The organism is Streptomyces sp. SD15 (assembly GCF_054462255.1).
Window position 1 is genome coordinate 25,687 of record NZ_JBTLMO010000024.1, and the last position, 24,814, is coordinate 50,500.

General features: G+C 70.8%; 23 protein-coding genes and 2 tRNA genes. 10 read left to right on the top strand and 15 right to left on the bottom strand.

Translation table 11 applies throughout. The annotated features are described in order from the left end of the window. Nucleotides 1–150 precede the first annotated feature (150 nt). On the top strand, nt 151–2,832 hold the full coding sequence (locus tag ACX28W_RS23590) for an ATP-binding protein (RefSeq protein ID WP_459001233.1): 2,682 nt from the start codon (nt 151–153) through the stop codon (nt 2,830–2,832). A gap of 21 nt (nt 2,833–2,853) precedes the next feature. Here the strand turns inward: ACX28W_RS23590 and ACX28W_RS23595 are convergent, their stop codons facing one another. The 8 genes from ACX28W_RS23595 to ACX28W_RS23630 all read right to left on the bottom strand — a co-directional run bounded on the left by ACX28W_RS23595 (nt 2,854) and on the right by ACX28W_RS23630 (nt 9,501). Continuing rightward, entirely contained in the window at nt 2,854–2,976 is a 123-nt protein-coding gene (locus tag ACX28W_RS23595; RefSeq protein ID WP_459001234.1) for a hypothetical protein, read from the bottom strand. A gap of 79 nt (nt 2,977–3,055) precedes the next feature. Then, nucleotides 3,056–4,183, bottom strand: a complete 1,128-nt coding sequence (gene pcaDC, locus ACX28W_RS23600) for a bifunctional 3-oxoadipate enol-lactonase/4-carboxymuconolactone decarboxylase PcaDC (RefSeq protein ID WP_459001235.1) — start codon at nt 4,181–4,183, stop codon at nt 3,056–3,058. Next, a complete protein-coding gene (pcaB, locus tag ACX28W_RS23605) occupies nt 4,180–5,499 on the bottom strand; it encodes a 3-carboxy-cis,cis-muconate cycloisomerase (protein ID WP_459001236.1) in 1,320 nt (439 codons plus the stop codon). Before pcaB ends, pcaDC begins: the two co-directional genes overlap by 4 nt. Then, a complete protein-coding gene (gene pcaG / locus ACX28W_RS23610; RefSeq protein WP_459001238.1) occupies nt 5,496–6,059 on the bottom strand; it encodes a protocatechuate 3,4-dioxygenase subunit alpha in 564 nt (187 codons plus the stop codon). Before pcaG ends, pcaB begins: the two co-directional genes overlap by 4 nt. A 2-nt stretch (nt 6,060–6,061) precedes the next feature. Further along, entirely contained in the window at nt 6,062–6,832 is a 771-nt protein-coding gene (gene pcaH / locus ACX28W_RS23615) for a protocatechuate 3,4-dioxygenase subunit beta (RefSeq protein ID WP_459001240.1), read from the bottom strand. Nucleotides 6,833–6,842: 10 nt separating this feature from the next. After that, nucleotides 6,843–8,045 carry a thiolase family protein gene (locus tag ACX28W_RS23620; RefSeq protein WP_459001352.1) on the bottom strand — a complete coding sequence of 401 codons (1,203 nt, stop codon included), beginning with the start codon at nt 8,043–8,045 and terminating at the stop codon, nt 6,843–6,845. 2 nt (nt 8,046–8,047) lie between these two features. Beyond that, a complete protein-coding gene (locus tag ACX28W_RS23625; RefSeq protein WP_459001241.1) occupies nt 8,048–8,719 on the bottom strand; it encodes a CoA transferase subunit B in 672 nt (223 codons plus the stop codon). After that, nucleotides 8,719–9,501, bottom strand: coding sequence for a CoA transferase subunit A (locus tag ACX28W_RS23630; protein WP_459001242.1), 783 nt, complete (start codon nt 9,499–9,501; stop codon nt 8,719–8,721). Before ACX28W_RS23630 ends, ACX28W_RS23625 begins: the two co-directional genes overlap by 1 nt. A 261-nt stretch (nt 9,502–9,762) precedes the next feature. On the opposite strand from ACX28W_RS23630, the gene ACX28W_RS23635 reads away from it, so the two are divergent. After that, the gene (locus ACX28W_RS23635; RefSeq protein ID WP_459001244.1) at nt 9,763–10,227 is read left to right on the top strand and encodes a MarR family winged helix-turn-helix transcriptional regulator; all 465 of its coding nucleotides are present in this window, start codon (nt 9,763–9,765) and stop codon (nt 10,225–10,227) included. A gap of 11 nt (nt 10,228–10,238) precedes the next feature. On the opposite strand, the gene ACX28W_RS23640 is transcribed toward ACX28W_RS23635, so the two are convergent. Continuing rightward, the gene (locus tag ACX28W_RS23640) at nt 10,239–11,564 is read right to left on the bottom strand and encodes an MFS transporter (protein WP_459001246.1); all 1,326 of its coding nucleotides are present in this window, start codon (nt 11,562–11,564) and stop codon (nt 10,239–10,241) included. 129 nt (nt 11,565–11,693) lie between these two features. On the opposite strand from ACX28W_RS23640, the gene ACX28W_RS23645 reads away from it, so the two are divergent. Together ACX28W_RS23645 and ACX28W_RS23650 are read left to right on the top strand one after the other, a co-directional pair. Continuing rightward, on the top strand, nt 11,694–12,449 hold the full coding sequence (locus ACX28W_RS23645; protein WP_459001248.1) for an IclR family transcriptional regulator: 756 nt from the start codon (nt 11,694–11,696) through the stop codon (nt 12,447–12,449). Continuing rightward, nucleotides 12,446–12,832 (top strand): hypothetical protein, encoded by a 387-nt coding sequence (locus tag ACX28W_RS23650; protein WP_459001250.1) that lies wholly within the window; start codon nt 12,446–12,448, stop codon nt 12,830–12,832. Before ACX28W_RS23645 ends, ACX28W_RS23650 begins: the two co-directional genes overlap by 4 nt. On the opposite strand, the gene ACX28W_RS23655 is transcribed toward ACX28W_RS23650, so the two are convergent. Both ACX28W_RS23655 and ACX28W_RS23660 read right to left on the bottom strand, forming a co-directional pair. Beyond that, on the bottom strand, nt 12,802–13,827 hold the full coding sequence (locus ACX28W_RS23655; RefSeq protein ID WP_459001252.1) for a DUF3048 domain-containing protein: 1,026 nt from the start codon (nt 13,825–13,827) through the stop codon (nt 12,802–12,804). The two genes, ACX28W_RS23650 and ACX28W_RS23655, sit on opposite strands and share 31 nt — an antisense overlap. A 252-nt stretch (nt 13,828–14,079) precedes the next feature. Next, nucleotides 14,080–15,150 (bottom strand): ATP-dependent DNA ligase, encoded by a 1,071-nt coding sequence (locus ACX28W_RS23660; protein WP_459001253.1) that lies wholly within the window; start codon nt 15,148–15,150, stop codon nt 14,080–14,082. An 88-nt stretch (nt 15,151–15,238) separates the two neighbouring features. On the opposite strand from ACX28W_RS23660, the gene ligD reads away from it, so the two are divergent. Both ligD and ACX28W_RS23670 read left to right on the top strand, forming a co-directional pair. Continuing rightward, nucleotides 15,239–16,255, top strand: coding sequence for a non-homologous end-joining DNA ligase (gene ligD / locus ACX28W_RS23665; protein WP_459001255.1), 1,017 nt, complete (start codon nt 15,239–15,241; stop codon nt 16,253–16,255). A 184-nt stretch (nt 16,256–16,439) separates the two neighbouring features. Further along, nucleotides 16,440–17,486, top strand: coding sequence for a LacI family DNA-binding transcriptional regulator (locus ACX28W_RS23670; RefSeq protein ID WP_459001256.1), 1,047 nt, complete (start codon nt 16,440–16,442; stop codon nt 17,484–17,486). A 25-nt stretch (nt 17,487–17,511) separates the two neighbouring features. Here ACX28W_RS23670 and ACX28W_RS23675 read toward each other — a convergent pair whose 3' ends face one another. Then, nucleotides 17,512–18,177 (bottom strand): TetR/AcrR family transcriptional regulator, encoded by a 666-nt coding sequence (locus ACX28W_RS23675; RefSeq protein ID WP_459001258.1) that lies wholly within the window; start codon nt 18,175–18,177, stop codon nt 17,512–17,514. A 389-nt stretch (nt 18,178–18,566) separates the two neighbouring features. Then, on the bottom strand, nt 18,567–19,358 hold the full coding sequence (locus ACX28W_RS23680) for a VOC family protein (RefSeq protein WP_459001259.1): 792 nt from the start codon (nt 19,356–19,358) through the stop codon (nt 18,567–18,569). 271 nt (nt 19,359–19,629) lie between these two features. Here ACX28W_RS23680 and ACX28W_RS23685 point away from each other — a divergent pair, with 271 nt between their 5' ends. From ACX28W_RS23685 to ACX28W_RS23700, 4 genes are all read left to right on the top strand, one after another. Continuing rightward, on the top strand, nt 19,630–19,875 hold the full coding sequence (locus ACX28W_RS23685; protein ID WP_459001260.1) for a WhiB family transcriptional regulator: 246 nt from the start codon (nt 19,630–19,632) through the stop codon (nt 19,873–19,875). Between the two features lie 51 nt (nt 19,876–19,926). Beyond that, nucleotides 19,927–19,998: transfer RNA gene (locus tag ACX28W_RS23690), tRNA-Glu, on the top strand. A gap of 31 nt (nt 19,999–20,029) precedes the next feature. Further along, nucleotides 20,030–20,101, top strand: a tRNA-Ser gene (locus tag ACX28W_RS23695). 29 nt (nt 20,102–20,130) lie between these two features. Then, nucleotides 20,131–21,477 (top strand): SDR family oxidoreductase, encoded by a 1,347-nt coding sequence (locus ACX28W_RS23700; protein WP_459001355.1) that lies wholly within the window; start codon nt 20,131–20,133, stop codon nt 21,475–21,477. 34 nt (nt 21,478–21,511) lie between these two features. Here ACX28W_RS23700 and ACX28W_RS23705 read toward each other — a convergent pair whose 3' ends face one another. Together ACX28W_RS23705 and ACX28W_RS23710 are read right to left on the bottom strand one after the other, a co-directional pair. Continuing rightward, nucleotides 21,512–23,326, bottom strand: coding sequence for an AAA family ATPase (locus ACX28W_RS23705; RefSeq protein WP_459001261.1), 1,815 nt, complete (start codon nt 23,324–23,326; stop codon nt 21,512–21,514). Nucleotides 23,327–23,386: 60 nt separating this feature from the next. After that, the gene (locus ACX28W_RS23710) at nt 23,387–24,784 is read right to left on the bottom strand and encodes a vWA domain-containing protein (protein WP_459001262.1); all 1,398 of its coding nucleotides are present in this window, start codon (nt 24,782–24,784) and stop codon (nt 23,387–23,389) included. Nucleotides 24,785–24,814: the final 30 nt, after the last annotated feature.

The following is a 24,814-nucleotide window of genomic DNA, read 5'->3' on the forward strand; positions in this document are numbered from 1 at the left end:
GCGGCTGGTCGGCGCCCCGACGCGTCGCCTGCGGACACCTTGCGTCACCTGTCTCGGCAACAGGTGCCCTGACCCCCCTCCACATCGGCTTCCGGACGGCTAGGCTCGATGCCAGTACGTCGTTTGGGCGACCTTTGGGGAGGTAGCGGGATGACGGAGGCACGGCCCGGACCGGCCGCCTCGGCCTCCTTGTGGGAGCGAGAGGCGGAAATCGCCGACGTCGAAGGGGCCGTTCAGTCCCTGCGCGCGGACGCCTCGTCCTCGGGCAGCCTGCTGGTGTTCAGCGGCGAGGCGGGCATCGGCAAGACCGCGCTGCTCGCCGAGACCCGCCGGATCGCGGAGGCCCACGGCTGCACCGTGTGGTCGGCGCGCGGCGGTGAGACGGTCACCTCCGTCCCCTTCAACGTCATACGGCAACTGCTCCAGCCCGCCATCGTCTCGCTGATGCCCGAAGAGGCTCGCGAATACCTGGGCGACTGGTACGAGATCGCCGGACCCGCGCTGGGCATCACCGACCCGGGTGACCGGCAGGCCGACCCGCAGGGCGTGTGCGACGGACTGGTCGCCGCGGTGCGCAGGCTGGCCAAGCGCGAGTGGCCGCTCGTCCTGATCGTCGACGACGCGCACTGGGCCGACCAGGAGACCCTGCAGTGGCTGGCCGCGTTCGCCGAGCGTCTGGACGACCTGCCCGTCCTCGTCGTGGTCGCCCGCCGCCCCGGCGACGTCACCGGCGAGCGGGCCCGCCAGCTCGACGCGGTCGCCGCGGCGGCCCGCCCGGTCGTCACCCTCAGCGAGCTGACACCCGAAGCGACCGCGGGTCTGACCCACGTCACGCTCGGGGAGCACGCCGACGCCCCGTTCTGCCGCGAGGTGTGGGCCGTCACCGGCGGCAATCCGTACGAGACCGTCGAACTCCTCGCCAAGGTGCAGGACAGCGAGCTGGAGCCGGTCGAGGCGTCGGCCGCCGAACTGCGCGCCCTGAACCGCTCGGCGCGCGGCCGCGGACTCGTCGCCCGCCTCGAAGGACTCGGCATCGACGCCACCCGGTTCGCCTGGGCGGCCGCGATCCTCGGCACCGCGATCTCCCTCGACCTCGCCGCCCAGCTCGCCGGGATGCAGCGCGACGAGGCACAGCGCTGCGCCGAACTGCTCGGCGCGGCCCGCATCCTCACCGCGACCGACCCCGCGAGCGGTCAAGTGGCCGACGGCAACCTGGAGTTCGTCCACCCGCTCATCGCCACTGCCGTCTACCGCTCGATCCCGGACGCCCTGCGCACCGCGATGCACGGCCAGGCCGCGTGGGCCGTCACCGACTCGGGCCGCGGAGCCGCCGCGGCTTCGCGCCACCTCCTCGAAGTGCACCCGGACGACGACCCCGAACTCGTCGAGCAGATGCGCGAGGCGGCCCGCGAGCACCTCGCCGTCGGCGCCCCCGACGCGGCCAGGCGCTGCCTGGAGCGCGCCCTCGCCGAGCCCCCGCTGCCGGAGGTCCACGCGCGCGTGCTCTACGAACTGGGCTGCGCCACCCTCCTGACCGCCCCCTCCATCACGACCAGACATCTGCGCGCCGCGCTCGACATGCCCGGCCTCGAAGGCGATCTGCGCGTGGACGCCGTCTTCCGCCTCTCGCAGGCGCTGCTCCACAACGACCAGCTGGAAGAGGCCGTCCGCACGGTCGACGCGGAGACGGCCCGGCTCGCTCCGGGACCGGCCAGGATGCGGCTGCAGGCCGTGCACTACATGTGGGAGGGCATCCACGCGGGCGAGGAGCACTCTCCCGAGCGTTCCCGCAGCCTCGCCGAACTCGTCAAGACGTGCACCGGCCGCGACAACTCCGAGCGCGCGCTGCTCATACTGCGCGGCTTCGACGCGATGACCCGCGGGGAGAGCGCCGAGGAGGTCGTGGAGCTCTGCGACCGTGCCCTCGTCAACGGCCGCCTCGCGCCGGGACTCGGCTGGACCGACACCGAGTGGGGCATCGAACTGCTGCTGATGCTGGCCAACGCGTACGCCTACGCGGACCGGCTCGACCGGGCCGACAGCCTCTACACGGAAGCCCTGCGCACCTACGAGGCGGCGGGCTGGAGCGGCGGTCACCTCGCCCTCGCCCATGCCTACGTCGGTGTCGGGCATCGCAGGCGGGGTCGGCTCAGGGAGGCGGAGACGGCCCTGCGCGAATCGCTGCGCATCGCCGAGCGGGTCGGGCGTGGACTCCCGCTCTACTGGACCGCCACCTGCAACCTCGTCGACACGCTCCTCGCCCGCGGCGATGTCCAGGAGGCCTCGGCGATCGCCGAGCAGTACGGCTTCGCGCCGCCGTACCCGTCCACGATCGTGCTGCCCGACACCCGCTCCGTACGCGGTCGGCTGCTCCTTGCCACCGGTCGCACGAAGGACGGCATCAACGAACTCGAGGCCGCCGAGAAGGCCGCCGCCGCGCGGGGCCACCACAACACGGTGCTGGCGCCCTGGGCGCTAGACCTGGCCCGCGCGCTGGCCAAGGACGACCCCTCGCGCGCCGCCGCACTGGCCACCGACGCCCGCCGCAGGGCCGAGCGCTTCGGCACGGACACCGCCATCGGCGAGGCCCTGCGCTGCGCGGCGGCCCTCGAATCGGGCCAGCGCGCGGCACGCCTGGCCGCCCAGGCGGTCACTTACCTCGAGGCCTCTCCCTGCCAGTACGAACACGCGGCGGCCCGCGTCGAGTACGGCATCGCCGCGCGCTCGGTCTCCGAGCTCAACAAGGGCCTGACGCTGGCACGTTCGTGCGGGGCGGACGGTTTGGTGGCGAAGGCGGAGGCGGTGCTGGCGACGGGGCGAGGGCTGCGGTAGTTCCCTCGGGCCCGTCACCCCTCAAAGGAGCTGATCGGTCACTGTCTCCAGGCGCTTCCAGCCCTCCCGGTCGTACGTCCCCTCGTGCGCCCACGCGGGACTCGTACCGTCGAAGTACCCACCCGTGCCCGACTCGCCGGTCACCAGGGCGAGTACACCCGCCGCGCCGTCGGCGACGGTGGTCCACGTCTTGCCACCACGCCCGGCAGGGTCACCCTGACGGTCAGGATCCCTCCGTGTCCTCTTCCGCCAGCACCCGCTGGGCCACCGCGAACGCCGAATTGGCCGCCGGTACGCCGCAGTACACGGCCGTCTGGAGCAGTACCGCGCCGATCTCCTCGGGCGTGAGACCGTTGCGCCGCGCCGCGCGGACGTGCATCGCCAGCTCGTCGTAGTGGCCGTGCGCCACCAGCGCCGTCAGCGTGATCATGCTGCGCTCGCGGCGGGCCAGCGTCGGGTCCGTCCAGATCTCGCCCCACGCATAGCGGGAGATGAAGTCCTGGAACCGGGCGGTGAAGGGGGTCTGGCGTGCCTGCGCGCGGTCCACGTGTGTGTCGCCGAGGACCTGGCGGCGTACCTCCATGCCCCGCTGCGCATACCCGTCGAAGTGCCCGCGCAGTGCGGCGAGCACCGCCTCCGGGCGCTCCGCGGGAGCGAGGTGGGAGGCACCCGCGAGCTCGGTGAGCGACGCGCCGGGCACCGCGTCGGCGATCTCCCGCAGGTGCGCGGGCGGGGTCGCCGGGTCCTCGCGGCCCGCGATCAGCAGAGTCGGCGCGGTGATCGACGCCAGCTGGTCGCGGAGGTCGAAGGCGGCCAGCGCGTCGCAGCAGGCCGCGTACGCCTCGGGGTCCGCGGCGCGATGGTCCGCGACCAGCTCGGGAACGGTGAAGCCGGGCGTGAACCAACGGGAGTTCGCGGTCTCGGCGAGCGCGGCCAGGCCCACGCGGCGTACGACCTCCGCGCGCTCCTGCCACGTCTTGGAGCCGTTGAAGTGGGCCGAGGAGCAGATAACGGCGAGGGAGGACACCCGCTCGGGGTGGTGCACGGCCAGGTGCAGGCCGACCGCGCCGCCGAGCGAGACGCCCGCGTAGCCGAACCGGTCGATGCCGAGCGAGTCGGCGAGCGCCAGCACCAGCTCGGCGAGGTCGGCGACCGTCGCGCCCGGGCCGATCAGGTCCGCGGGTGAACCGCCGTGGCCCGGCAGGTCCCAGCGGACGACCCGGTGGGCGACGGACAACTCGGGCGCGACCTTGTCCCACAGGGCGCTCGAGGTGCCGAGCGAGGGTCCGAGGAGCAGTGGGGGAGCGGTGGCGGGTCCTTCGGCGTGGTGGCTGAGCAGTTTCTGGGTCAACGTCGCTCCAGTGCACGGTCGGTGAGGGCTCCCGCGGAGCCCGTGTAGCGGGTGGGGTCGGTGAGATCCGCGAGGTCGAGCTCCTTGAGCTCCGGTTCCTCGCCGAGCACGTCCACCAGGGGCCGGTTCTCGGCGACGGCGCGCTGCGCGGCCCGCGTCAGCAGCTCCTTGGCGCGGGCCCGGCCGAGCACGGGAGCGAGCTCGACGGCCAGTCGCTCGGAGACGATCAACCCATGGGTGAGACCGAGGTGTTCACGCATGGTGTCCGCGTTCACCCGGAGCCCCTCGACCAGCTCGGCGGCGTTCCGCGCGGCGCCGCCGACCAGCCTCAACAGATCGCGCAGCGGCTCCCACTCCGCATGCCAGGCGCCGGCCGGCCGCTCGTCCTCGGCGACCATCGACGCGTACAGCGTGGCGGCGAGCCCCGGCGCGCGCCGGGCCGCAGTGGCGATCAACGTGGCCGCCACGGGGTTGGCCTTGTGCGGCATGGCGGAGGACCCGCCTCCGGTCCCTTCGGCGACCTCGGCGATCTCTGTACGGGAGAGCGTGAGGATGTCCGCCGCCATCTTGCCGAGGGCTCCGGCCGTGAAGGCCAGGCCCGCGGCCAGATCGGCGATCGGCGTCCGCAGGGTGTGCCAGGGCAACGCCGGTTCGGCCAGGCCGAGTTCACGGGCATACGACGCCACGAGGGCCTGCGTGTCGTCGGTGCCGAACGCGGTGAAGGCGGCCAACGTCCCTGCGGCACCGCCGAGTTGGGCGGGAAGCCGGACGGCCGCAAGCCGGTCCCGGGCGTCCAGCGCCAGCGACCGCCACCCCGCCGCCTTCAGTCCGAAGGTCGTCGGTACGGCGTGTTGGGTGAGCGTCCTCCCCGGCATCACCGTGTCACGGTGCGCGGCGGCCAGCCGGCCCAGCCCCCGCGCCGTACGGTCCAGATCCTCCAGAACCAGAGCCAGGGTGCGACGGGCGATCAGCATCATCGCCGTGTCCATGATGTCCTGGCTGGTCGCGCCCCGGTGGACGTACGGCCCGTGTTCCTTGCCGACCGCCTTCGTCAGATCCGCGACCAGCGGGATCACCGGATTGCCGCCGCCTCGGGCGCGCAGCGCGATCGACCGGACGTCGAGGTCCGAGACCGCGACGGCGGACACCGCCGACCCGGCCTCCGCCGGGGCCAGCCCGAGCCCCGCCTGAGCCCGCGTCAGTGCCGCCTCCGCGTCGAGAAGCGCCTGCAGAAACGCGTCGTCGGCGGTCGCGGCGGACGCGGCGGAGCCTGCCCACCCAGGGGCGAGCAGGGCATCGGAAGGGGCCAAGGTCACCGGAACTCCAGGAAGACCGTTTCGCCTTCGCCCTGAAGGCGGATGTCGAAGCGGTACGTGCGGTGCGCTCCCTCGGCCGCGATCAGCGTGGCGCGCCGGTCGGCCGGGAGCGAGTCGAGCAGCGGGTCCGCGCCGTCGGCGAGGTAGGCGCGAGTGAAGAGGTGGTGCACCAGGCCGCGGGCGAACACGCACACGCTGATGTACGGCAGCCCGGCGTTCCCCGGCGGCAGCGTGGAGAGGGCGTAGTGCCCGTCGGCGTCCGTGGCGACCCGGCCGAAGCCCGTGAAGTCGATGCCGTTGCGGCCCAGGAAGCCGCCCGTCGACGGGTCGCGCCGCATCGAGCCGGGGGCGCCCTGGAGTGAGCCGTCGGGCGCCGCCTGCCAGAAGTCCAGCAGGGCGTCGGGGATCGGTGTGCCCGCGCCGTCGTACACGTAGCCGTGCAGGGTGATCGTGTCGGGGTGGCCCTGGGGCGCGACCTGCGCGCCGCCGGGGAAGGGGAGGGCATGGCCGTAGAAGGGGCCGATGGTGTGGGACGGGGTGGGGAGCAACCGCTCGGTCATGCTCAACGGCCTTCCTCGATCCAGGTGGCGGAGGGACCGTCGAGGACGATGTCCCATTCGTAGCCCATGGAGAACTCGGGCTGCGAGAGGTCGTGGTTGTAGGTGGCGATCAGACGGTTCCGGGCTGCCTCGTCCGTCACGGACCGCAGGATCGGGTCGTACCGGAACAGCGGGTCGCTCGGGAAGTACATCTGGGTCACGAGCCGCTGGGTGAAGGCCGTGCCGAAGACCGAGAAGTGGATGTGCGCGGGCCGCCACGCGTTGGTGTGGTTGCCCCACGGGTACGGGCCCGGCTTGATCGTGGTGAACGTGTACCGGCCCTGATCGTCCGTCAGGGTCCGCCCGACACCCGTGAAGTTGGGGTCGAGCGGCGCCGGGTGCTGTTCGCGCAGATGGGCGTAGCGGCCGGCGGCGTTGGCCTGCCAGATCTCGACGAGCTGGCCGCGCACGGGACGGCCGTCGCGGTCGAGCAGCCGACCCGAGACGGTCATGCGCTCGCCGATCGGCTCGCCCCGGTGCTGGAGGGTCAGGTCGTTGTCGATCTCGGTGATGTCGGTGACGCCGAAGGCCGGGCCTGACAGCTCGACCGTCTCCGGGTCGCCGCCGTTCACGGCGACCAGCGGCTGCTTGGGGTGGCGCAGCCGGGAGCTGCGGTACGGGGCGTAGTCGCGTGCCGGATGGTGCTGGACCGGGGCGCCGCCGGCGACCGCCTTGTCGTAGGCGTCCTGGAGATCCTTGATCTCGATGTCGATGTCCGACTGAGTGAGAGCCATGGTCGACTTCCTATCGTTCGAGGACGAGGGCGAGACCCTGGCCCACACCGATGCAGAGGGTGGCTACACCAACTCCGGAGCCCTTGCGGGCGAGTTGGTGGGCGACGGTTCCGGCGAGCCGGGCGCCCGACGCGCCGAGGGGATGGCCGAGGGCGATGGCGCCGCCCTGCGGGTTGAGGACCGCCGGGTCGAACTCGGGCCACTCGGCCACGCAGCCGAGTACCTGGGCGGCGAACGCCTCGTTCAGTTCAAGAGTTGACAGATCGTCAAACTCCTTGCCCGCCTTGGCGAGTGCGCGATTGACCGCCTCGACGGGGGCGAGTCCGAAATACTGCGGGTCGAGAGCGGAGACGCCGGTCGCGCTGATGCGGGCGAGGGGCTCGCGGCCGGTGGCCTTCAGACCCTCCTCGTCGACCAGGAGCAGAGCGGCCGCGCCGTCGTTCAACGGCGACGCGTTGCCCGCCGTCACCGTGCCGTGCTCGGTGCGGAAGGACGGCTTCAGCTTGGCCATGGCCTCCAGGGACGCCTCGGCGCGTACGCATTCGTCAGCGCCGAAGACGACCGGATCGCCCTTGCGCCGCGGGAGGGAGAGGGGGGCGATCTCACCGTCGAACAGGCCGTCCGCCTGTGCCTGGGCCGCCTTGCGGTGGCTGGCGAGCGCGAACTCGTCCTGCTGCTCACGCGTGATCTTGTGCTTCTCGGCGATGAGTTCGGCCGACTCGCCGAGCGGGATGGTCCACTGCGGGTCCATCCTCGGGTTGACCATGCGCCAGCCGAGCGTGGTCGAGTACAGCTCGGCGTGTCCGGCCGGGAAGGGCTTGTCGCTCTTGGGGAGGACGTAGGGGGCGCGGGTCATCGACTCGACACCACCGGCCAGGGCGATGGAGGCGTCGCCGAGCGCGATGGCCCGCGCGGCCTGGATGACGGCTTCGAGCCCGGAGGCGCACAGCCGGTTGACGGTCACGCCGGGGACGCTGGTGGGCAGACCGGCCAGCAGGGCGGCCATCCGGCCGACGTTGCGGTTCTCCTCACCCGCGCCGTTGGCGTTGCCGAAGTACACGTCCTCGATCCGGGACGGGTCCAACTCCGGGGTGCGGCCGAGGAGTTCACGGATGGCGTGGGCTGCCAGGTCGTCCGGGCGGACGGCGGCCAGCGAGCCGTTGTACTTGCCGATGGGAGTACGGACCGCATCGACGATGTAGACGTCCTTCAGGCTCACGGCCGGCTCTCCTCAGTGAGTTCATCAGTGAGTTCATCTGTGACACGGACCTTGGCGGCGGTCTTGGCGACGATCTCGTCGGTGGCCACACCGGGCGCGGTCTCCACCAGCACCAGTCCGTCGTCGGTGACGTCGAGGACGCCGAGGTCGGTGATGATCCGGTCGACGCACGCCTTCCCGGTGAGCGGCAGCGCGCACTCTTCAAGGATCTTCGGCGAACCGTCCTTGGCGGTGTGCGTCATCACGACGATGACGGTGCGGGCGCCGTGGACGAGGTCCATCGCGCCGCCGATGCCGGTGATCATCTTGCCGGGGATCGCCCAGTTGGCGAGGTCGCCACCCGCGGACACCTGCATCGCGCCGAGCACGGCGACGTCGATGTGACCGCCGCGGATCATCCCGAAGGACAGCGACGAGTCGAAGAACGAGGCCCCCGGCAGGACGGTGACGGTCTCCTTGCCGGCGTTGATGAGGTCCGCGTCGACCTGGTCCTCGCTGGGATAGGGGCCGGTGCCCAGGATGCCGTTCTCCGACTCCAGGATCACCTCGACGTCCGCCGGGAGGTAGTTGGGGATCAGCGTCGGCAGGCCGATGCCGAGGTTCACGTACTGGCCGTCCTGCAGCTCGCGCGCGGCGCGGGCGGCCATCTCTTCCCTGCTCCAGGCCATTACTCGCTCACCGTTCCGTCCGCCGCGGGCGCCGAGACCGTCCGCCGCTCGATCATCTTGGCGGTCGCCTGCTCCGGCGTGAGCGCCACGACACGCTGCACGAAGATGCCCGGCAGATGTACCGCGTCCGGGTCGATCCCGCCCGGCTCCACGAGCTCCTCCACCTCGGCGATGGTGATACGCCCGGCCATCGCCGCGAGGGGGTTGAAGTTGCGGGTGGACTTGTTGAACACCAGGTTGCCGTGCCGGTCGCCCTTGGCGGCCCGTACGAGGGCGAAGTCGGTGCGGATGCCGTGCTCCAGCACGTACTGGGTGCCGTCGAACTCGCGCACCTCCTTCGGTGGGGAGGCCAGTGCGACGCCGCCCTGTCCGTCGTACCGCCACGGCAGCCCGCCGTCCGCGACCTGGGTGCCGACCCCGGCCGGGGTGTAGAAGGCGGGGATCCCCGCGCCGCCCGCGCGCAGCCGCTCGGCGAGTGTGCCCTGCGGGATCATCTCGACCTCCAGCTCACCGGCCAGGTACTGGCGGGCGAACTCCTTGTTCGCGCCGATGTACGAGCCGGTGACGCGGGCGATCCGCCCGGCCGCGAGCAGGATCGCGAGGCCGGACTCCATGGCCCCGCAATTGTTGGAGACCACGCCGAGCCCCGAGACGCCACGTTCGTACAGAGCCTCGATCAGTACGTTCGGCACACCGCTCAGGCCGAAACCACCGACCGCGAGTGTCGCGCCGTCCGGCACATCGGCCACCGCCCCCAGGGCCGTGGCGACCACCTTGTCCATCCGTGAAGCCCCATCTCTCCCGAGCGTCCAGCGTCTCAGTGAGTCAATCGATCTGGTCAGTCGATCTGGTCAGTCGAACCGGTCAGCTGAATTAGTCAGTGCGCTGATTATTTCTTCGAGGTTTCAAACACGCTGCCATCCGATCCCCGGAGAGTCAAGACCCGCAGGGAATATGCAGGTGAGAGTCCTGGGGAAGGAGGGAGGCAGGCTCGACGCCGGACGGGTATCGTTCAGTACACCAACGAATACTGAGGAGCGCATATGGCCGCGGTGGACCTCTCCACCCACCCCGGGCACCTGGCCCGGCGGCTGCAGCAGGCGCACTACCTGCTGTGGAACACCATGGTCTCCGAGGAGATCACCTCGCCACAGTTCGCGGTCCTGAACGCGCTGGTCGCGGAGCCGGGCCTGGACCAGCGCACGGTGGGGGAGCGGGTGGGACTGGACCGGTCCACCATCGCCGAGGTCATCAGTCGGCTCAGCCGCCGCGGTCTGCTCGACAAGGTGCGTGACCCGCAGGACGGCCGCCGCTCCGTGCTGCGCCTGACGGACGAGGGGACGCGGACGCACCGGAAGCTGACCGTCCGCACGGCGCGGATGAACCAGGTCTTCCTGGGGCCGCTCTCCGTAGAGGAGCAGGCCGTCTTCTTCGACCTCATCCAGCGGGTCTCGGACGCCGCGGAGGGGCTCCGCAATCCGACGGAACCCCTCATCGCCCAGCGCTAGGGCGACAGGCCCTAAGCGTCCAGTCGTTCGACTTTGTCGATCAGGAGGGCGTACGCGAGGAATCCCGCCACCGACAGCGCGGCGACGTAGACCAGACCGCCCGCCATCGAGCCCGTACGGTCGATGATCACGCCGATGACGATCGGGGCGAGCGCGCCGCCGAGGTTGGCCGCGAAGCTGAACGTGCCGCCCGCCAGACCCATCAGGCGGACCGGCGCGATGTCGGAGAGTGCCGCCCAGCCGAGCTGCATGAAGCCCTGGGCGAAGAACGCCGTCGACATGAAGAAGATGACCAGGGGCACGGAGTCCGTGAAGTTCGCCGCCACGATGATCGGCGCCAGGCACAGGCCCGTCATCACCGGCAGCTTCCGCGCCCAGGTGCGGGACATGCCGCTGTGCAGCAGCCGGTCCGAGCCCCAGCCCGCCATCAGGACGCCCACCATGGCGGAGAGGTAGGGCAGCGATCCCCAGAAACCCGCCTTGATGGTGTCCATGTGCTTCTCGTCGACGAGATAGCTGGGGAACCAGGTCAGGAAGAAGAAGAGCACCGAGGTGTTGGCGAACTGCGCGATGTACAGGCCCCACATCCGGCGGCTCCTCGCCAGGATCGCCAGCCCCTGCCAGGTGGACTCGGTGCGCGCGGCGGCCTGCTCGTCGGGCGTGCCGTCGCCGTCCTGGCGGATGTACGCGAGTTCCTCGGCGCTCACCCGCGGGCTCTGCTCCGGGGTGTCGTACACCCGCTTGAACCAGAACGCGGAGAAAAGCAGTCCGACGACGCCGGTCGCCAGGAAGATCGACGGCCAGCCGAAGTGCACGACCAACAGGGAGAGCAGCGGCACGGCGACCGCGAGACCGACGTACTCGCCCGCCGTGTACCAGGCGGTGGCCCGGCCGCGCTCCTTGCTCGGGAACCAGTTGCTGACCAGCCGGTTGTTGGCCGGGAACGCCGGCGTCTCGAAGAGGCCGAGGCCGACCCGCAGGCCGATCACCACACCGAAGGAGCGGGCGAAGAAGAACGCGACGGTGCACAGGGACCAGCCGACCATCGCGTAGCCGAACGCCAGTTTCGGGCCGACCTTGTCGACGAGCCAGCCGCCCGGCACCTGGAGCGCCGCGTACACCCATGAGAACGCCGAAAGGATCAGGCCCGCCTCGGTGGCGGACAGCTTGAACTCGTCCGTGATGTGAGGGAGGGCGACCGCCATGTTCGTACGGTCGAGATAGTTGATCGCGGTGATCATGAACAGCGAGACCAGTAGACCGTAGCGGGCCCTGCTGCTCGCCGGGCGGGCCTTCTCGCCCGCCGGGGCGGACGGGGTCGTGACGGCAGTGCTCATGGCTGCTCCTTTGCGGCCGTTCCAGTATGGGCCCTCGCTCAGGTCCACTCTGTGGACCTCGGCGGAGTACCGTGCCTGTGCAGAGTCGTCAGGAGGGCCGCACCGTGGTCCGACCTCGAGGAGGAACAGATGGCAGCCGAGTCTGAACCCGCCGGTATGCGGACCGTCCAGCGGGCGATCGACATCCTCGGACTCTTCGACGAGAGTCGCCCCGCGATGTCCGTCCGCGAGATCGTGACCGTCTCCGGACTGCCGAAGACCACGGTGCTGCGGCTGCTGGGGACCCTGCGGCTGAACGGTCTGCTGTGGGTGGACGAACACGGTCGCTACATCGCGGGCCCGGCGCTGCTGCGCTGGTCCCGCCTGGCCGAACAGGCCTGGCGGCTGCCGCCCGCGGCCGGCGTGATCCTGCGGAACCTCGCCGCCGAGTACAAGGAGACGGTGCACCTCTACGTACGCCGGGACATCCACCGCGTCTGCATCGCCCAGGAGGAGGGCCCGCAGACCCTTCGGCAGGTGGTCCGCGTCGGCGACGAACTCCCCCTGTGGGCGGGCGGCGTGGCCAAAGCCCTGCTCGTCGACGCGTCGGACGCGCTGCTGCGCCGGGTCGCGGAGGCCTCGCCGTACGGGGCTGCCCATCTGGACACCCTGCACTCCTGGGTCGCGGAGGCGCGTGAACACGGGTTCGCGACAAGTCATGGTGAGCGCGAGGAGGGGCTGTCCGCCGTGGCCGTTCCGGTGCGGGGGCGGGGCGGAGTGGTGGCCGCCCTGTCGTTCGGCGGGCCGAGTACGCGGTTCACGCAGGAGCGCGTGGAGCGATTCGCGGAGGGGCTCGGGGCGGCGGCGCGGGAGTTGGCGAAGACGGGGCTGCCGTTCGAGGCGTGAGCCAGACCCTCGTCACCTGTTCCCCGCACACTCCCGCGGACTGGTGGGTCACCGTCGATCAGGCGCGGCACACCGCGCAGGACGGTCTCAGCGACGCGGCGACGGCTCCCGATCTGCTGCGGACACTCGCCGGACTCGACCGGGCACGCCGCGCCTCGGCGGCCGCCGTCGGCGCCGCGGTCGAGGCGCTACTCACCGCGGGTGTCGGCTGCGAGGACATCACGGTCGCCTTGGGGCTGGACTCGGTCGAGGCGGCACGGGACGCGCTCGCCGCCGCCCGCCAGGAGGCGGGAGCGGCGATCGAGCGTCGGCTGGGACACCGCACCCAGGACCTGTCCGGCCGATGTCCGGGTCACTCCTTCGCGAGGACCACCCATACCTGACCCGTCGCGAAGTTCATCGGCGTACCGTCGGTCGTCGTGAACTCCGTGCCGTCCGTGGCGGTCGGGCGCTTCCAGTTCACATCGAAGACCTGGCCGTCGCGCAACACCTTGGCGGTCCCCGAGCCCACGGTCTCCGTGTAGGGCGAGTTGTTGCCCAGGACGTCGTGGAATGTGGACTTGTGCACCTTCACGTACTGCACGACGACGGTCGCGGGCGCCACCTTCTTCCCGTCGGTGGTCACCGTCGGCGTCCCGTCCATCGACACCAGCCAGCGGTGTCGGCTCGCGGACCAGTCGAAGGTGAAGCGGGCCGACGGGAAGCGCACCGTGCGTGAGGTCTCCGGGGTGCCGCCCTCGGGGGGCGCGCCGAAGTGGAATCCCGTGGTGAGTGCGTCGGCGCCCGGTGTCGAGCGCACCAGCTCCCGGGGGCGCAGATAGAGGTTGTGCGGGGAAGGCTTGTCATTGCCGCGGTAGTAGGCGTCGGAGTGCTGCTCGGGTGGTGCCGCCGTCAGTGGTGCCTTGTCGATGAGCGGCAGCAGCTTGTGCTGCGCTCCCGAGAAGGCGAGCGTCGGCTCGTCGAACTGGCGCAGCAGCTCCAGGTCGGACTCGCGCGCGCTGCGCACCGGTCCGATGACCTTCGGCAGCTTGCTCGCGTAGATCGCCATCAGTCGGCTCAGGCCGCCCTCGACCTGCTCCGCGTACACAAGGTCCGCCGCGTCGAGGCCCGTCTGCGGCCGGGCCCCACGCACGTTGTCGATCTTCACGGCGAGTACGGGACCGACGCTGTCGGTGCTGGTGCCGGTATCGCCCTGAGGCTGTCCCTGGCTTGGGCTTGGGTTTGGGCTGGGGCTGGGGCTGGGGCTGGGAGCTCGGCCGCGCCCGTCGTCGATCGCGCCGCCGCCCGAGGTGCAGCCCGTCAGAAGGGAACCCGTCACCGCGGCGGTCAGCAGCGTCGCCGTCATCGCGCCGCGCCGCATCCGCGCCATCTGCCGCATGCCCACCGTGCCACCCTCTCCCGTGCCATTGATTGTGCGCTCATATGTTCATCGATGGGCATACCCGCACAGTTCTGTTCATGCGCGTCGAGGTGGGCCGATCGGCCCATGAAGGGGACTGATTACTCAGTCTCCAGGGTGGCGTCGATCGGGCGATCAGGCGATCGGGTGGTCAGGCGATCGGTCGATCAGGTGATTGGGCGGTCAGATGATGTGGAGGTCGGGCGATCGGGCAGTCAGGTGATCGGGCGATCAGTCCTGCGGTCCGAAAATCTCCGCGAGGTCGTACCCGAGCGGCTCCTCCAGCTGGCTGTACGTGCAGCTCTCGGCGGACCGGTCCGGGCGCCAGCGGCGGAACCGGGCCGTGTGGCGGAACCGGACGCCGTTCTCCATGTGGTCGTACGCCACCTCGGCGACCTGCTCGGGCCGCAGCGGCACCCAGGAGAGGTCCTTCTTCGTCGACCACCGGCTGGGCGCGCCCGGCAACCGCGCGGACTCGTGCGCCGCCTCGTCCGACCAGGCAGCCCAGGGATGCCGCTCGACATCCGCCATGCGCAGGGGCTCCAACTCCTCCACCAGTTCGGCCCGCCGCTTCAAGGGGAAGGCGGCGCTCACCCCCACGTGCTGGAGGGTGCCCTCGTCGTCGTACAGCCCAAGCAGCAGGGAACCGACGATCGGGCCGCTCTTGTGGAGGCGGTAACCCGCGACGACGACGTCCGCGGTGCGCTCGTGCTTGATCTTGAACATGGCCCGCTCGTCCTGCCGGTATCGCAGCGTGAGTGGTTTGGCGATCACCCCGTCGAGGCCGGCCCCCTCGTACTGCTCGAACCACCGTTCCGCCACCTCGCGTTCCGTGGTCGCCGGCGCCAGATGGACCGGAGGCGTCACCCCGGACAGGGCCATCACCAGCAGGGCGCGCCGGTCACCCAGCGGAACGTCGAGCAGGGACTCGTCGGCCAGTGCGAGCAGATCGAAGGCCACGAACGACGCCGGGGTCTTCTCGGCCAGCATCCGCACCCGCGAGTCCGCCGGATGGATGCGCTCGGTGAGCGCGTCGAAGTCGAGCCGTCCTTCCTTGGCGATCACGATCTCGCCGTCCACCACGCACCGCCCCGGCAGCCGCTCCCGCAACGCGTCCACCAGCTCGGGAAAGTACCTGGTCAGCGTCTTCCCGGTGCGACTGCCGAGCTCGACCTCGGCGCCGTCGCGGAACACGATCGCGCGGAACCCGTCCCACTTCGCCTCGTACTGCATGTCCGGCGGGATCTTCGCCACGGACTTGGCGAGCATCGGCTTCACGGGCGGCATCACCGGCAGATCCATGCTTCGATTCTGCGGCGTCCTGACGACGTTCGCCCGGTGTGGTTCGCCCGGTGTGCGAGGCATGCCTGCTGCGCCTACCGTGGCTCGCATGGCCGATGCGGTGGAACTCGAGGCAGCGGGGAGGACCGTACGTCTGTCCAGCCCGGGCAAGATCTTCTTCCCGGAGCGCGGCTTCACGAAGCTGGACCTCGCCCAGTACTACCTCGCCGTCGGCGACGGCATCCTGCGCGCCCTGCGCAACCGCCCGACCACCCTGGAGCGGTACCCGGAGGGCGTCGAGGGCGAGAACTTCTTCCAGAAGCGGGCGCCCAAGAACATGCCCGACTGGATCCCGACCGCTCACATCACCTTCCCCAGCGGGCGCAGCGCCGACGAGATGTGCCCCACCGAGGTCGCCGCCGTGCTGTGGGCCGCGCAGTTCGGCACGCTCACCTTCCACCCGTGGCCGGTGCGCCGGGACGACGTCGACCGCCCCGACGAACTCCGCATCGACCTCGATCCGCAGCCCGGCACGGACTACGACGACGCGGTGCGTGCCGCCCACGAACTGCGCGAGGTTCTCCATGAGTACGGGGATCTGCGCGGCTGGCCCAAGACCTCCGGCGGACGCGGCCTGCACGTCTTCGTGCCGATCGCGCCGCGCTGGACCTTCACTCAGGTCCGCCGGGCCGCCATCGCCGCCGGGCGCGAGCTCGAACGCCGGATGCCCGATCAGGTGACCACCGCCTGGTGGAAGGAGGAGCGCGGCGAGAAGATCTTCGTCGACTACAACCAGACCGCACGGGACCGCACCATCGCCTCCGCCTATTCGGTGCGGCCCCGCCCGCACGCCCCCGTCTCCGCGCCCCTGCGCTGGGACGAGGTGGGCGACTCCCATCCCCGCGACTTCGACCTGGCGACCATGCCGAAGCGCTTCGCCGAACTCGGCGATGTACACGCGGACATGGACGACCACGCCTTCTCCCTCGAAGCGCTGCTGGAGCTGGCCAGCCGCGACGAGCACGACCACGGCCTGGGAGACCTGCCCTATCCCCCCGAGTACCCGAAGATGCCGGGCGAGCCGAAGCGGGTGCAGCCGAGCCGGGCCAAGCACGAGGACGCGTAGCGCTCCAGCACCCCGGCGCTGTCCCAACGGCGTACGCCCGGCGCGCTGAGCGGATCACCGAGAACCCCTCGTCGACGGACGCGGCGGATACGCCGAGGATCGGATCGGATCTGATCGGGGAGTGCTCTCATCGCGTGCGGCCCGCAGTTATCCTGATCCGCAACCGCCGATGAGGAGTGCCGAGGTGACCGGGACAGCGCCGCGCCCCACGCTGGAGGCCGTGGCCGCGCGGGCCGGGGTCTCCCGGGCCACCGCGTCCCGTGTCGTCAACGGCGGTGACGGAGTACGCGAACCGCTCGTCGAGCGGGTCAGGCGGGCCGTCGAGGAACTCGGTTACGTTCCCAACCAGGCCGCGCGCAGCCTGGTGACCCGGCGCCACGACGCCGTCGCCGTCGTCATCGCCGAACCGGAGACCCGGGTCTTCGCCGACCCCTTCTTCGCTCTCCAACTACGCGGCATCAGCAAGGAGTTGACGGCACACGACTCGCAACTCGTGCTGCTGCTCACGGAAGGTCGCGACGACCACGCACGCGTCGGCCGCTATCTCGCCCGTGGGCATGTCGACGGCGCGCTCGTCTTCTCGCTGCACCTCGACGACCCGCTGCCGGAGCTGATCCGCGGCGCGGGCGTGCCGACCGTGTTCGGCGGCCGGCCCGGCTGGGGCGACGGCACGCGCGGCGCCGTGCCGCCGGTGTACGTCGACAGCGACAACCGGGGTGGCGCCCGCGAAGCCGTACGTCACCTCGTCGGACTCGGCCGTACGCGCGTCGCACACATCACCGGCGCCCTCGACCAGACCTCCGCGGTCGACCGGCTCGACGGGTTCCGGGATGTAATGGTCGACGTCGATCCGCGGCTCGTCGTCGAGGGCGACTTCACCCCCGCGGGCGGCGAGCGCGCGATGCGGGAGCTGTTGGAGCGCTGCCCGGACGTGGACGCGGTGTTCGCGGCGAACGACCTGAGCGCCTCGGGAGCCCTGCGCGTGCTGCGCGAGCGGGGGCGGCAGGTGCCCGACGACGTCGCTGTGATCGGGTTCGACGACATGCTGCCGGTCGCCGAACAGACGGACCCTCCGCTCACGACGATTCGTCAGGACATCGAGGAAATGGGCCGGTTGATGGCTCGCCTGCTGTTGCGGGACCTCGATCGCCGGGCCGGTAAGGGAAGTTCGGGCGGCGGGCCCTCCAGTGTGGTGCTGCCGACGACGTTGGTACGGCGGGCCTCCGCATAGGTCCTGGCCGGTTGCCGCGCTGTCGTCACTCCTGGTGCGGGCCCAAGTTGCCCAGCACTTCGCCCAGTTGAGATGGGGTGAGGGATGGCTCGGGCAGCGCTGAGACGAGGGGGGAGGCGCGCAGACCGTCCAGGAGGAGGGCGAGCGGGCGGCGCCAGGCGTCCGGGGCCGTGGTCGTGAGGGCCGGGACGGCGCGGCCGAGCGCGGCCAGTGTGAAGAGGAGGTCCTCGGTGGTGAGATCGCCGCGGATCGTGCCCTGCTCACGGCCGCGGCGCAGGAGCACCTCCAGGGTCTCCCGGTTGTGGGCGTGTACGGCATCGAGGGAGTCGACGCCCTCGAGGTGGGTGGTCATCAGGTCGTTCGTACCGCGGTCGGCGGCCAGTCCGGCGAAGACCGTCTCCAGATAGCCCAGCAGACCTGGCCAGGCTTCCTCGGTGGTCCTGGCCCGCTCTCCGGCGTCCATGGTCTGCGTGAGCGAGTCCCGAAAGACCTCGTCGACCAGTGCGGCGCGGCTGGGGAAATGCCGATAGAGCGTGGCGTTTCCCACGCCGGCCCGGCGGGCGATCACATCAAGCGGTGCGTGCAGCCCCTGTGCGGCGAACACCTCACGGGCCGCCTCGACCAACGACTCGCGGTTGCGCCGCGCATCGCGCCGCCGTACCGGATCGGGCCCGTTCACGCCGACCGTCATGATCTCGCCTCTCGGTAGTACCGGGGACAGCTCCCCAGTACTGATGCTATCGTCTACCGCAGAAGTGGGGAGTTATCCCCGCTTAGGTGGAGGCGTGAAGGGGCGGGTCATGGATGGCCGGGGTACTCGCCGGACTCGCCGAAACCGGGGTCGATGTCGCCGGGGCCGGCGCCGATGTCGCCGTCGGCACGTCTGCCGGCGCGGTCCACGGCTCCCGGCTCGCCTCCGGCATCAGCCCGGACGAGCTGTACGAGGGTCAGCTCGCCCGGGCCGTTGCCGTCGACGTGACGGTCACCTCGAGGCAGACGGCCCGCTTCCTGTGGGTGGCACTCGGCTCCCGTCGGGAACGACTCGGTGGCCCCGTGTTTCGGGCCCCACCGAGTCGTACCTCAGCTCTCCTGCGGCGCGCTCTTGATCACCGCGAAGCGTGCCCCGTACGGGTCGGCGAGCTTGGCCATGCGGCCGACGCCCTCCAGGTCGGTGGCGGGCATGCGGACCGTGCCGCCCAGCTCCTGGGCCTTGCTGACCGTCGCGTCCGTGTCGGTGACCTCGAAGTACGGCAGCCAGTACGCGCCGGACTCCGTTTCGGTCGGGGCGTCGGCCAGCGGGACGATGCCGCCGAACATGTCCGTGTCCTCGGTCCCCGCGGGGTTGATACAGGTGTACGTGCCGCCGGGGAACGGCATGGCCGAAGTGGCCCAGCCGAACACGGAGTTGTAGAACGCGGCGGCCGCGGGCTCGTCCGCGGTGTAGAGCTCGACCCAGCACAGCGAGCCGGGGTCACCGGCCACCTCGATGCCCTTGGTCTGGCCCGGCTGCCAGATTCCGAAGGGCACGCCCGCCTCGTCGCCGAGGATCGCCATGTGGCCCTTGCCCATGACGTCCATGGGCTGGACGATCACGCTGCCCCCGGCCTGCTCGGCCGCTTTGGCGGTGGCATCGGCGTCAGGGCTCTGGAAGTACACGGTCCAGGAGGGCGGGCCCTGCTCCTCGGTGGTCTGCATGCCGCCCGCGGCGGTCTTTCCGGCGAGTTGGAAGAAGCCGTAGCCACCGGCGTCGGGTCCCGCGGACTGGAATCGCCAGCCGAAGAGGTCCCCGTAGAAGGAAGTGGCGCCCTCGATGTCGGGGGTGCCGACATCGAGCCAGTTCGGGGCGCCGGTGACAAAGCGGGTGGTGAGCATGATTGCCCTCCTTTGAGAGGTCCCGTTGCCTGCACTGCCGAGTCTTGCACCGCCCACTGACAATCGCTGCCGAGCCGCCCGCCGCGGATTTGTGCGACGCCCGCGGTTGCCCTGGGTGACCGGGGAGGTTCGTTTTGTCTTCACGCCTCCCGCGCGCCGCCGTGCCCTTCCGTATCCGGCGGGGCCATCATCGGGGCCACCGGCGGCATCGGAACACGGCGTTGATCCCGCGTTGATCGAACGTTTTTCGCCGCGCGGCACGATCTTCACCATGCACACCGACACCATTGCCCCGGCCGACATCGACTGGCAGGACCAGGCACTGTGCGCGCAGACCGGGGCCGATTTCTTCTTTCCCGAGCCGGGCAGCTCGGTGCGGGAGGCGAAGCGCATCTGCGGCATGTGCGAGATGCGCTCCGCCTGCCTCCAGTACGCCCTCAACAACGACGAACGCTTCGGGGTCTGGGGTGGCCTTTCCGAGAAGGAGAGGATGAGCCTCAGGCGTACGGCTGAGTAGGCCTGGCCGGGACGGCTGAGTAGGCCTGCGGCTAGGATCCCGGTGGCGCACCCGGGCGTGGAGCAGAGGCAGACTCGCCGCCCTCTCAAGGCGGATACGCCGGTTCGAATCCGGTCGTCCGGGCTGCGCCCGGTCCAGGGGGACCGGGATACGGGGTCCTGTAGAGCAGAGGCAGACTCGCCGCCTTGCTCAGGCGGACACGCCGGTTCGAATCCGGTCAGGACCACGGCAGTGCACACGCGGGGCGGGGACGACATGGGCGAGGGTGGCGGGGTCACCGAGGACGAGCTGGTGGCTTTCCACCGTACGGTCGGGAAGTTGCGGGCGCTGCCCGTCGATGACCCGGTGCGGTTGCGAGCCGAGCAGGTCGCGGCGTCGTTCGCGCGGGATGGGCGGCTCGGACGGCGCAAGGCGCGCGGGGCCGCACTGTCCGCCGCCGACGCCGCCACGATGGCCGCGACCGCGACCGGCGCGCTCGACCGGCGCCAGGACGCGCCGCTGGCCCCTTCCGGTGCCCATGACGGCTCCGGCGGTGTCTTCTTGAAGCCGCGTGCCTGCTATGTCTGCAAGGCGGCGTATCGACAGGTCGACTCCTTTTATCACCGGCTGTGTCCGGACTGCGCCGCCGACAACACCGCCCGGCGGGCGCTCAGCACCGATCTGAGCGGCCGCCGCGCGCTGCTCACCGGCGGCCGCGTCAAGATCGGTTTCCAGTTGGCGCTGATGATGCTGCGCGACGGTGCCGAACTCCTGGTCACCAGCCGCTTTCCGCACGACACCGTGCGTCGCTTCCGCGCCGAACCGGGCAGCGGGAAGTGGCTGGACCGGCTGACCGTGCTGGCTGTGGATCTGCGTGATCCGCGCCAAGTCCTGGGGCTCTGCGAGCAGTTGAGGCAGGAGGGCGAACACCTCGACATCCTGGTGAACAACGCCGCGCAGACGGTGCGGAGACCCGTCGAGTCGTACGCCCTGCTGGCCGCCGAGGAGCGCACCGGGCTGCCCGAAGGCGCCCGGCAGGCACCGGGGTTCACCTCGATGCGGGCGCTGAAGAGTGGCTCCTCGGCGCTGCCCGTCGCGCTGCGGGACGCCGACGAGGCCGGGCTGCTGCCCGACCCCTCCCCGGAGAACTCCTGGTCGGCCCGTCTCGGCGAACTCGACCCGGCCGAGGTCCTGGAGACCCAGTTGGTCAACGCGCTCGCCCCGGCACTGCTCTGCGACCGACTGCTGCCCCTGCTGCTCGCCTCGCCCCACCCTCGCCGCTATGTCGTCAATGTGACGGCCGTCGAGGGCCGTTTCGCCGTACGCAACAAGATGGCGGGCCATCCGCACACCAACATGGCCAAGGCCGCCCTGAACATGCTCACCCGCACCAGCGCCGCCGAACTGGCCGAACAGGGCGTGCACATGTGCGCCGTCGACACCGGCTGGATCACGGACGAGAACCCCGCTCCGAAGAAGGAGCGGATGGCGGACGCGGGGTTCCGCACGCCGCTCGACATCGTGGACGGGGCGGCCCGGGTGTACGACCCGATCGTGCGGGGCGAGGCCGGCGCACCCGTGTCCGGGGTGTTCCTCAAGGACTACCGGGAGGCGGAGTGGTGAGCGGGGCGAAGCCGACGGCGACGGCAGCCGGTGATCAGCGGCGCATCGCCACGAATATCTCCGTCCAGAACCGCTGCTGCTGCTCCGACGCCCCCACCAGATACGTCGCCCGCAACTTCGGCGGCAGCAGTGGTACCAGCCGGGTCACCACCGTGCGGTGCTTCTTCAGCTGGGACAGCTCCGCGTTGGCGAGGATCTGGTGGACCACATCACTGTCGTCGGCGCCCTCGTCGGAGTGCTCCGTCGCCCGCCGCAACCGGGATTCCCACGCGTCGGCCTCGCGCGCGAGCTCCCGCAGCCCTGTCACCGGCCGTCCGCGCAGCCGGTCGACCAGCGCCGTCAGCGACACCGGGGCGTACTCGCCGTCGCCGAGGTAGACCGTCGCCATCTCCAGCGGCAACCCGTGCCGGTGCAGCTTGATGAGCCGCTCCAGCGTGCGCTTGGTGATCCAGGCGCGGCCGTCGTCGTCGATGTCGTGCTTCCACCACTCGAGGACGGTCTCGGCGTCCGATCCGTACCGATCGAGCAGCCACTCATTGGCCGGGATGTCCTCGGGCGCGACCGTCAGCGAGGCCGTGAAGCGGCTGGCCTGCGCGATGTTGTTCCGCGCGACCAGGAGCTTGCGGCCCAGGTGGTACGGCGGATTCTGTACGGCGATCTGCGCCCGCAGGTTCTCGATCCGCCGCCCGGCCAGCGACCACTCCTGGGTGATCTCCATCAGCTTGGCGAACGCGGCCCTGTCCTTGGGCCGGTTGTACTCGTCCCAGACGATCGCCTTCGGCTCGGGACCGGTGAAGTTCGCCGCGAGCAGGTTGTCCAGGGTGCCGTCCGCCGACGGGATCGGGGCGCACAGGTCCTCGACGTTGGTCACCGGCAGCGAGAAGTACAGCGGCTCCCGGCCCAGCCCCGCGCGCACCGTCTCCCGTACCAGCTCCGTCTTGCCGCAGCCCGGCGGGCCCTGGAGCAGCACCGTCCAGCGATTGCGCAGGGCGGCCCGCACCACCTGGCGTACGGGGTCGGGGAGCGTCGACGGATTGGACACGCCCAGGTACTCGGCGATCCGGTTCAGGATCTCGGCCGTGCGGTCCTGCCCCGGCTTTCCGTCCGGGCGGGTGTCGACGAGGCGCAGCCGCTCGCCGCCCACCAGCGGCAGACCCCAGCGCAGGGGGAAACCCTCCCGGGCATTGGCCAGAACGTGGTCCAGGGTGCGCGGTGACAGCAGCTCGCGCAGCGCGGGGGAGAGGGATGCCCACAGGGAGAACACCGGAGCCAGGTCCCACTCGCGGTACTTGGCCGCCAGATGGCGGCGCCACGATGTGTCGTTCGCCGAGATGCGCATCGTGACCATGCGGTCCAGGAGGGCGAGGTCGCTGCGTCGCGCCGAGGTCTCGGCCAGCGACTCGTTGTCGGTGAGGAAGACGCCGATGCAGCCCAAGGTGCGCAGATCGTGCTCGCCCAGCGTCCAGTTGCAGGCGATCTGCATCAACTGCGACTGGATGGACTCGCCGGCCTGCAGTGAATCGTCGATGAGCAGCACGAAGGGCGCGTTGGGCTTGAGCTGGCTCATCACGAGCTGGCGCAGCACGAGTTCGCCGCTGCGCGGGTCCCGTACCGGCGCGTTGACGAGCAGGTCGTCCGGGGTGAGGTTGGCCGCGGGCACGTACACCAGCGTGGCGTCGGGGTGGGCGCGTGCCACATGCGAGAAGAACGTCGCCGTCTTGCCGATGCCGTGCTCGCCGAAGATCTGGCCCGTCTGACCCATGTCGATCATCGCGTCGATGAACGCTTCCAGGCGGGAGGGCACGGGCGCGGTGCGATCGGCGGGGCCGTGGGTGGTGGCGGTGGTCATCCGTCCTGATCCTGTGCGGTAGCGGTAGCGGGAGTCGTCGGTTCGGGTCCGGCGCGACAGTCAGTGCGATCCTGTGGTCACACGATGGCAGTCCATCGTCGGTCTGTGTGTCTCGGGCCAGTCCTGGCCGCCCTCGGTGATCAGCCAGATCCATTTGTCGGGCTCGGCGGGTGTGATCGGCGGGGCGTATCCGTCGGTGAGCATCACCACGGCGTCCGGACTCCCCTCGCAGCGGCGGCCGTTCACCTCCGTGCGCCCCTCCACATAGTCCGCGACGACCTGGAAGCTCGTGCCGCCCCCGCCGTAGACCCGGGCGCCCGGCTCGAAGGGCATCACCTCGGCGTCGAAGGACAGCCAGTGCGCCTCGACGCCGTCGATCCGCCCGACGAGTTCGGTGAGCCAGTCGACCACCCGGTCCGGCATGGAGCCCGAGGTGTCGTAGGCGATGACGAGCACCTTGTCGCGCACCGGGCCGCGCCGCGAGAGCATCGGGTCCTGGCCGAGCGCCGCGAGCAGCGCGCCACGCTTCTTCGGGTACACGAGCCGCTCACCGTCGCGGAGTCTCGAGCCGAGCACGTCGATCAGCCAGCGCTGCCACCAGTCGACCGTCCGCGTCCGCGCGGTCTCGCCGCGCAGCACACCCGCGCCGAGCCGTCCCCAGATCTTCGCGGCTCGTGCCGAGGCGTCCTCCGTACGCCTCATCAGGTCCAGCAGCTCCTGCCCGGCGCCCGTGTGTCCACGACGGGCCGCGAGCAGCGCGTTGAGCAGCGCGGAGGAGCAGACCTCGTCGACGGTCCCCTGGTCGGCGGGTACGTCGGACGTCAGATGGGCGCACAGCCGGCCGGCGGGAACCGGCGGCTGCCGCATCCTCCTCAGCTCGCCGTACACCGTCATGTCGGTCTCGGTGAACTCTTCGTATGCGACCGGCTCCAGCCCCTGCGCGAGCAGATCCTCCCGGTACATCTCGTGCACCCGGCGCGGGTTGATGCCGGTCGGACGGCCGTCCAGCAGGGGCAGCCCGTCCCGGCGCAGCCGCACCAGTGCCACATGGTTGATGGACACCTCGGTCGCCACTTCGAAGACCGGGTCCGCGCGCAGCTCGGGGTCGGCGAACAGGTGGCGCTGCACCAGGTGCCGGGCCTCGTGGAACAGCACGAACTTCACGCCGTCCAGGCCGAGCCGTACGAAATAGTCAGGGTTGTAGAGCAACAGACAGGAGCCGTCGCCGGAGGCCACCACGGCCGCCGTGTCCACCGCTGTCGTCGCCAGCTGATGGTGGCACTTCGCGTACAGCCAGGAGGCCACCGCCGACTCCGTCAGCCCGAAGTCGAGCAGCGCGGCCTCCTTGAGCCGACGCGCCCGCTCGATCACCTCCGGATCGGCGGGCCTGAACCGCTCCAGCGCCCTGCGGTCCGCCAGATCGACGACAGGCCGCCGCCCCCGCTCTCCGTACGCCATGCCCGGCCCCCGTGTCCGATCCCATGCCAG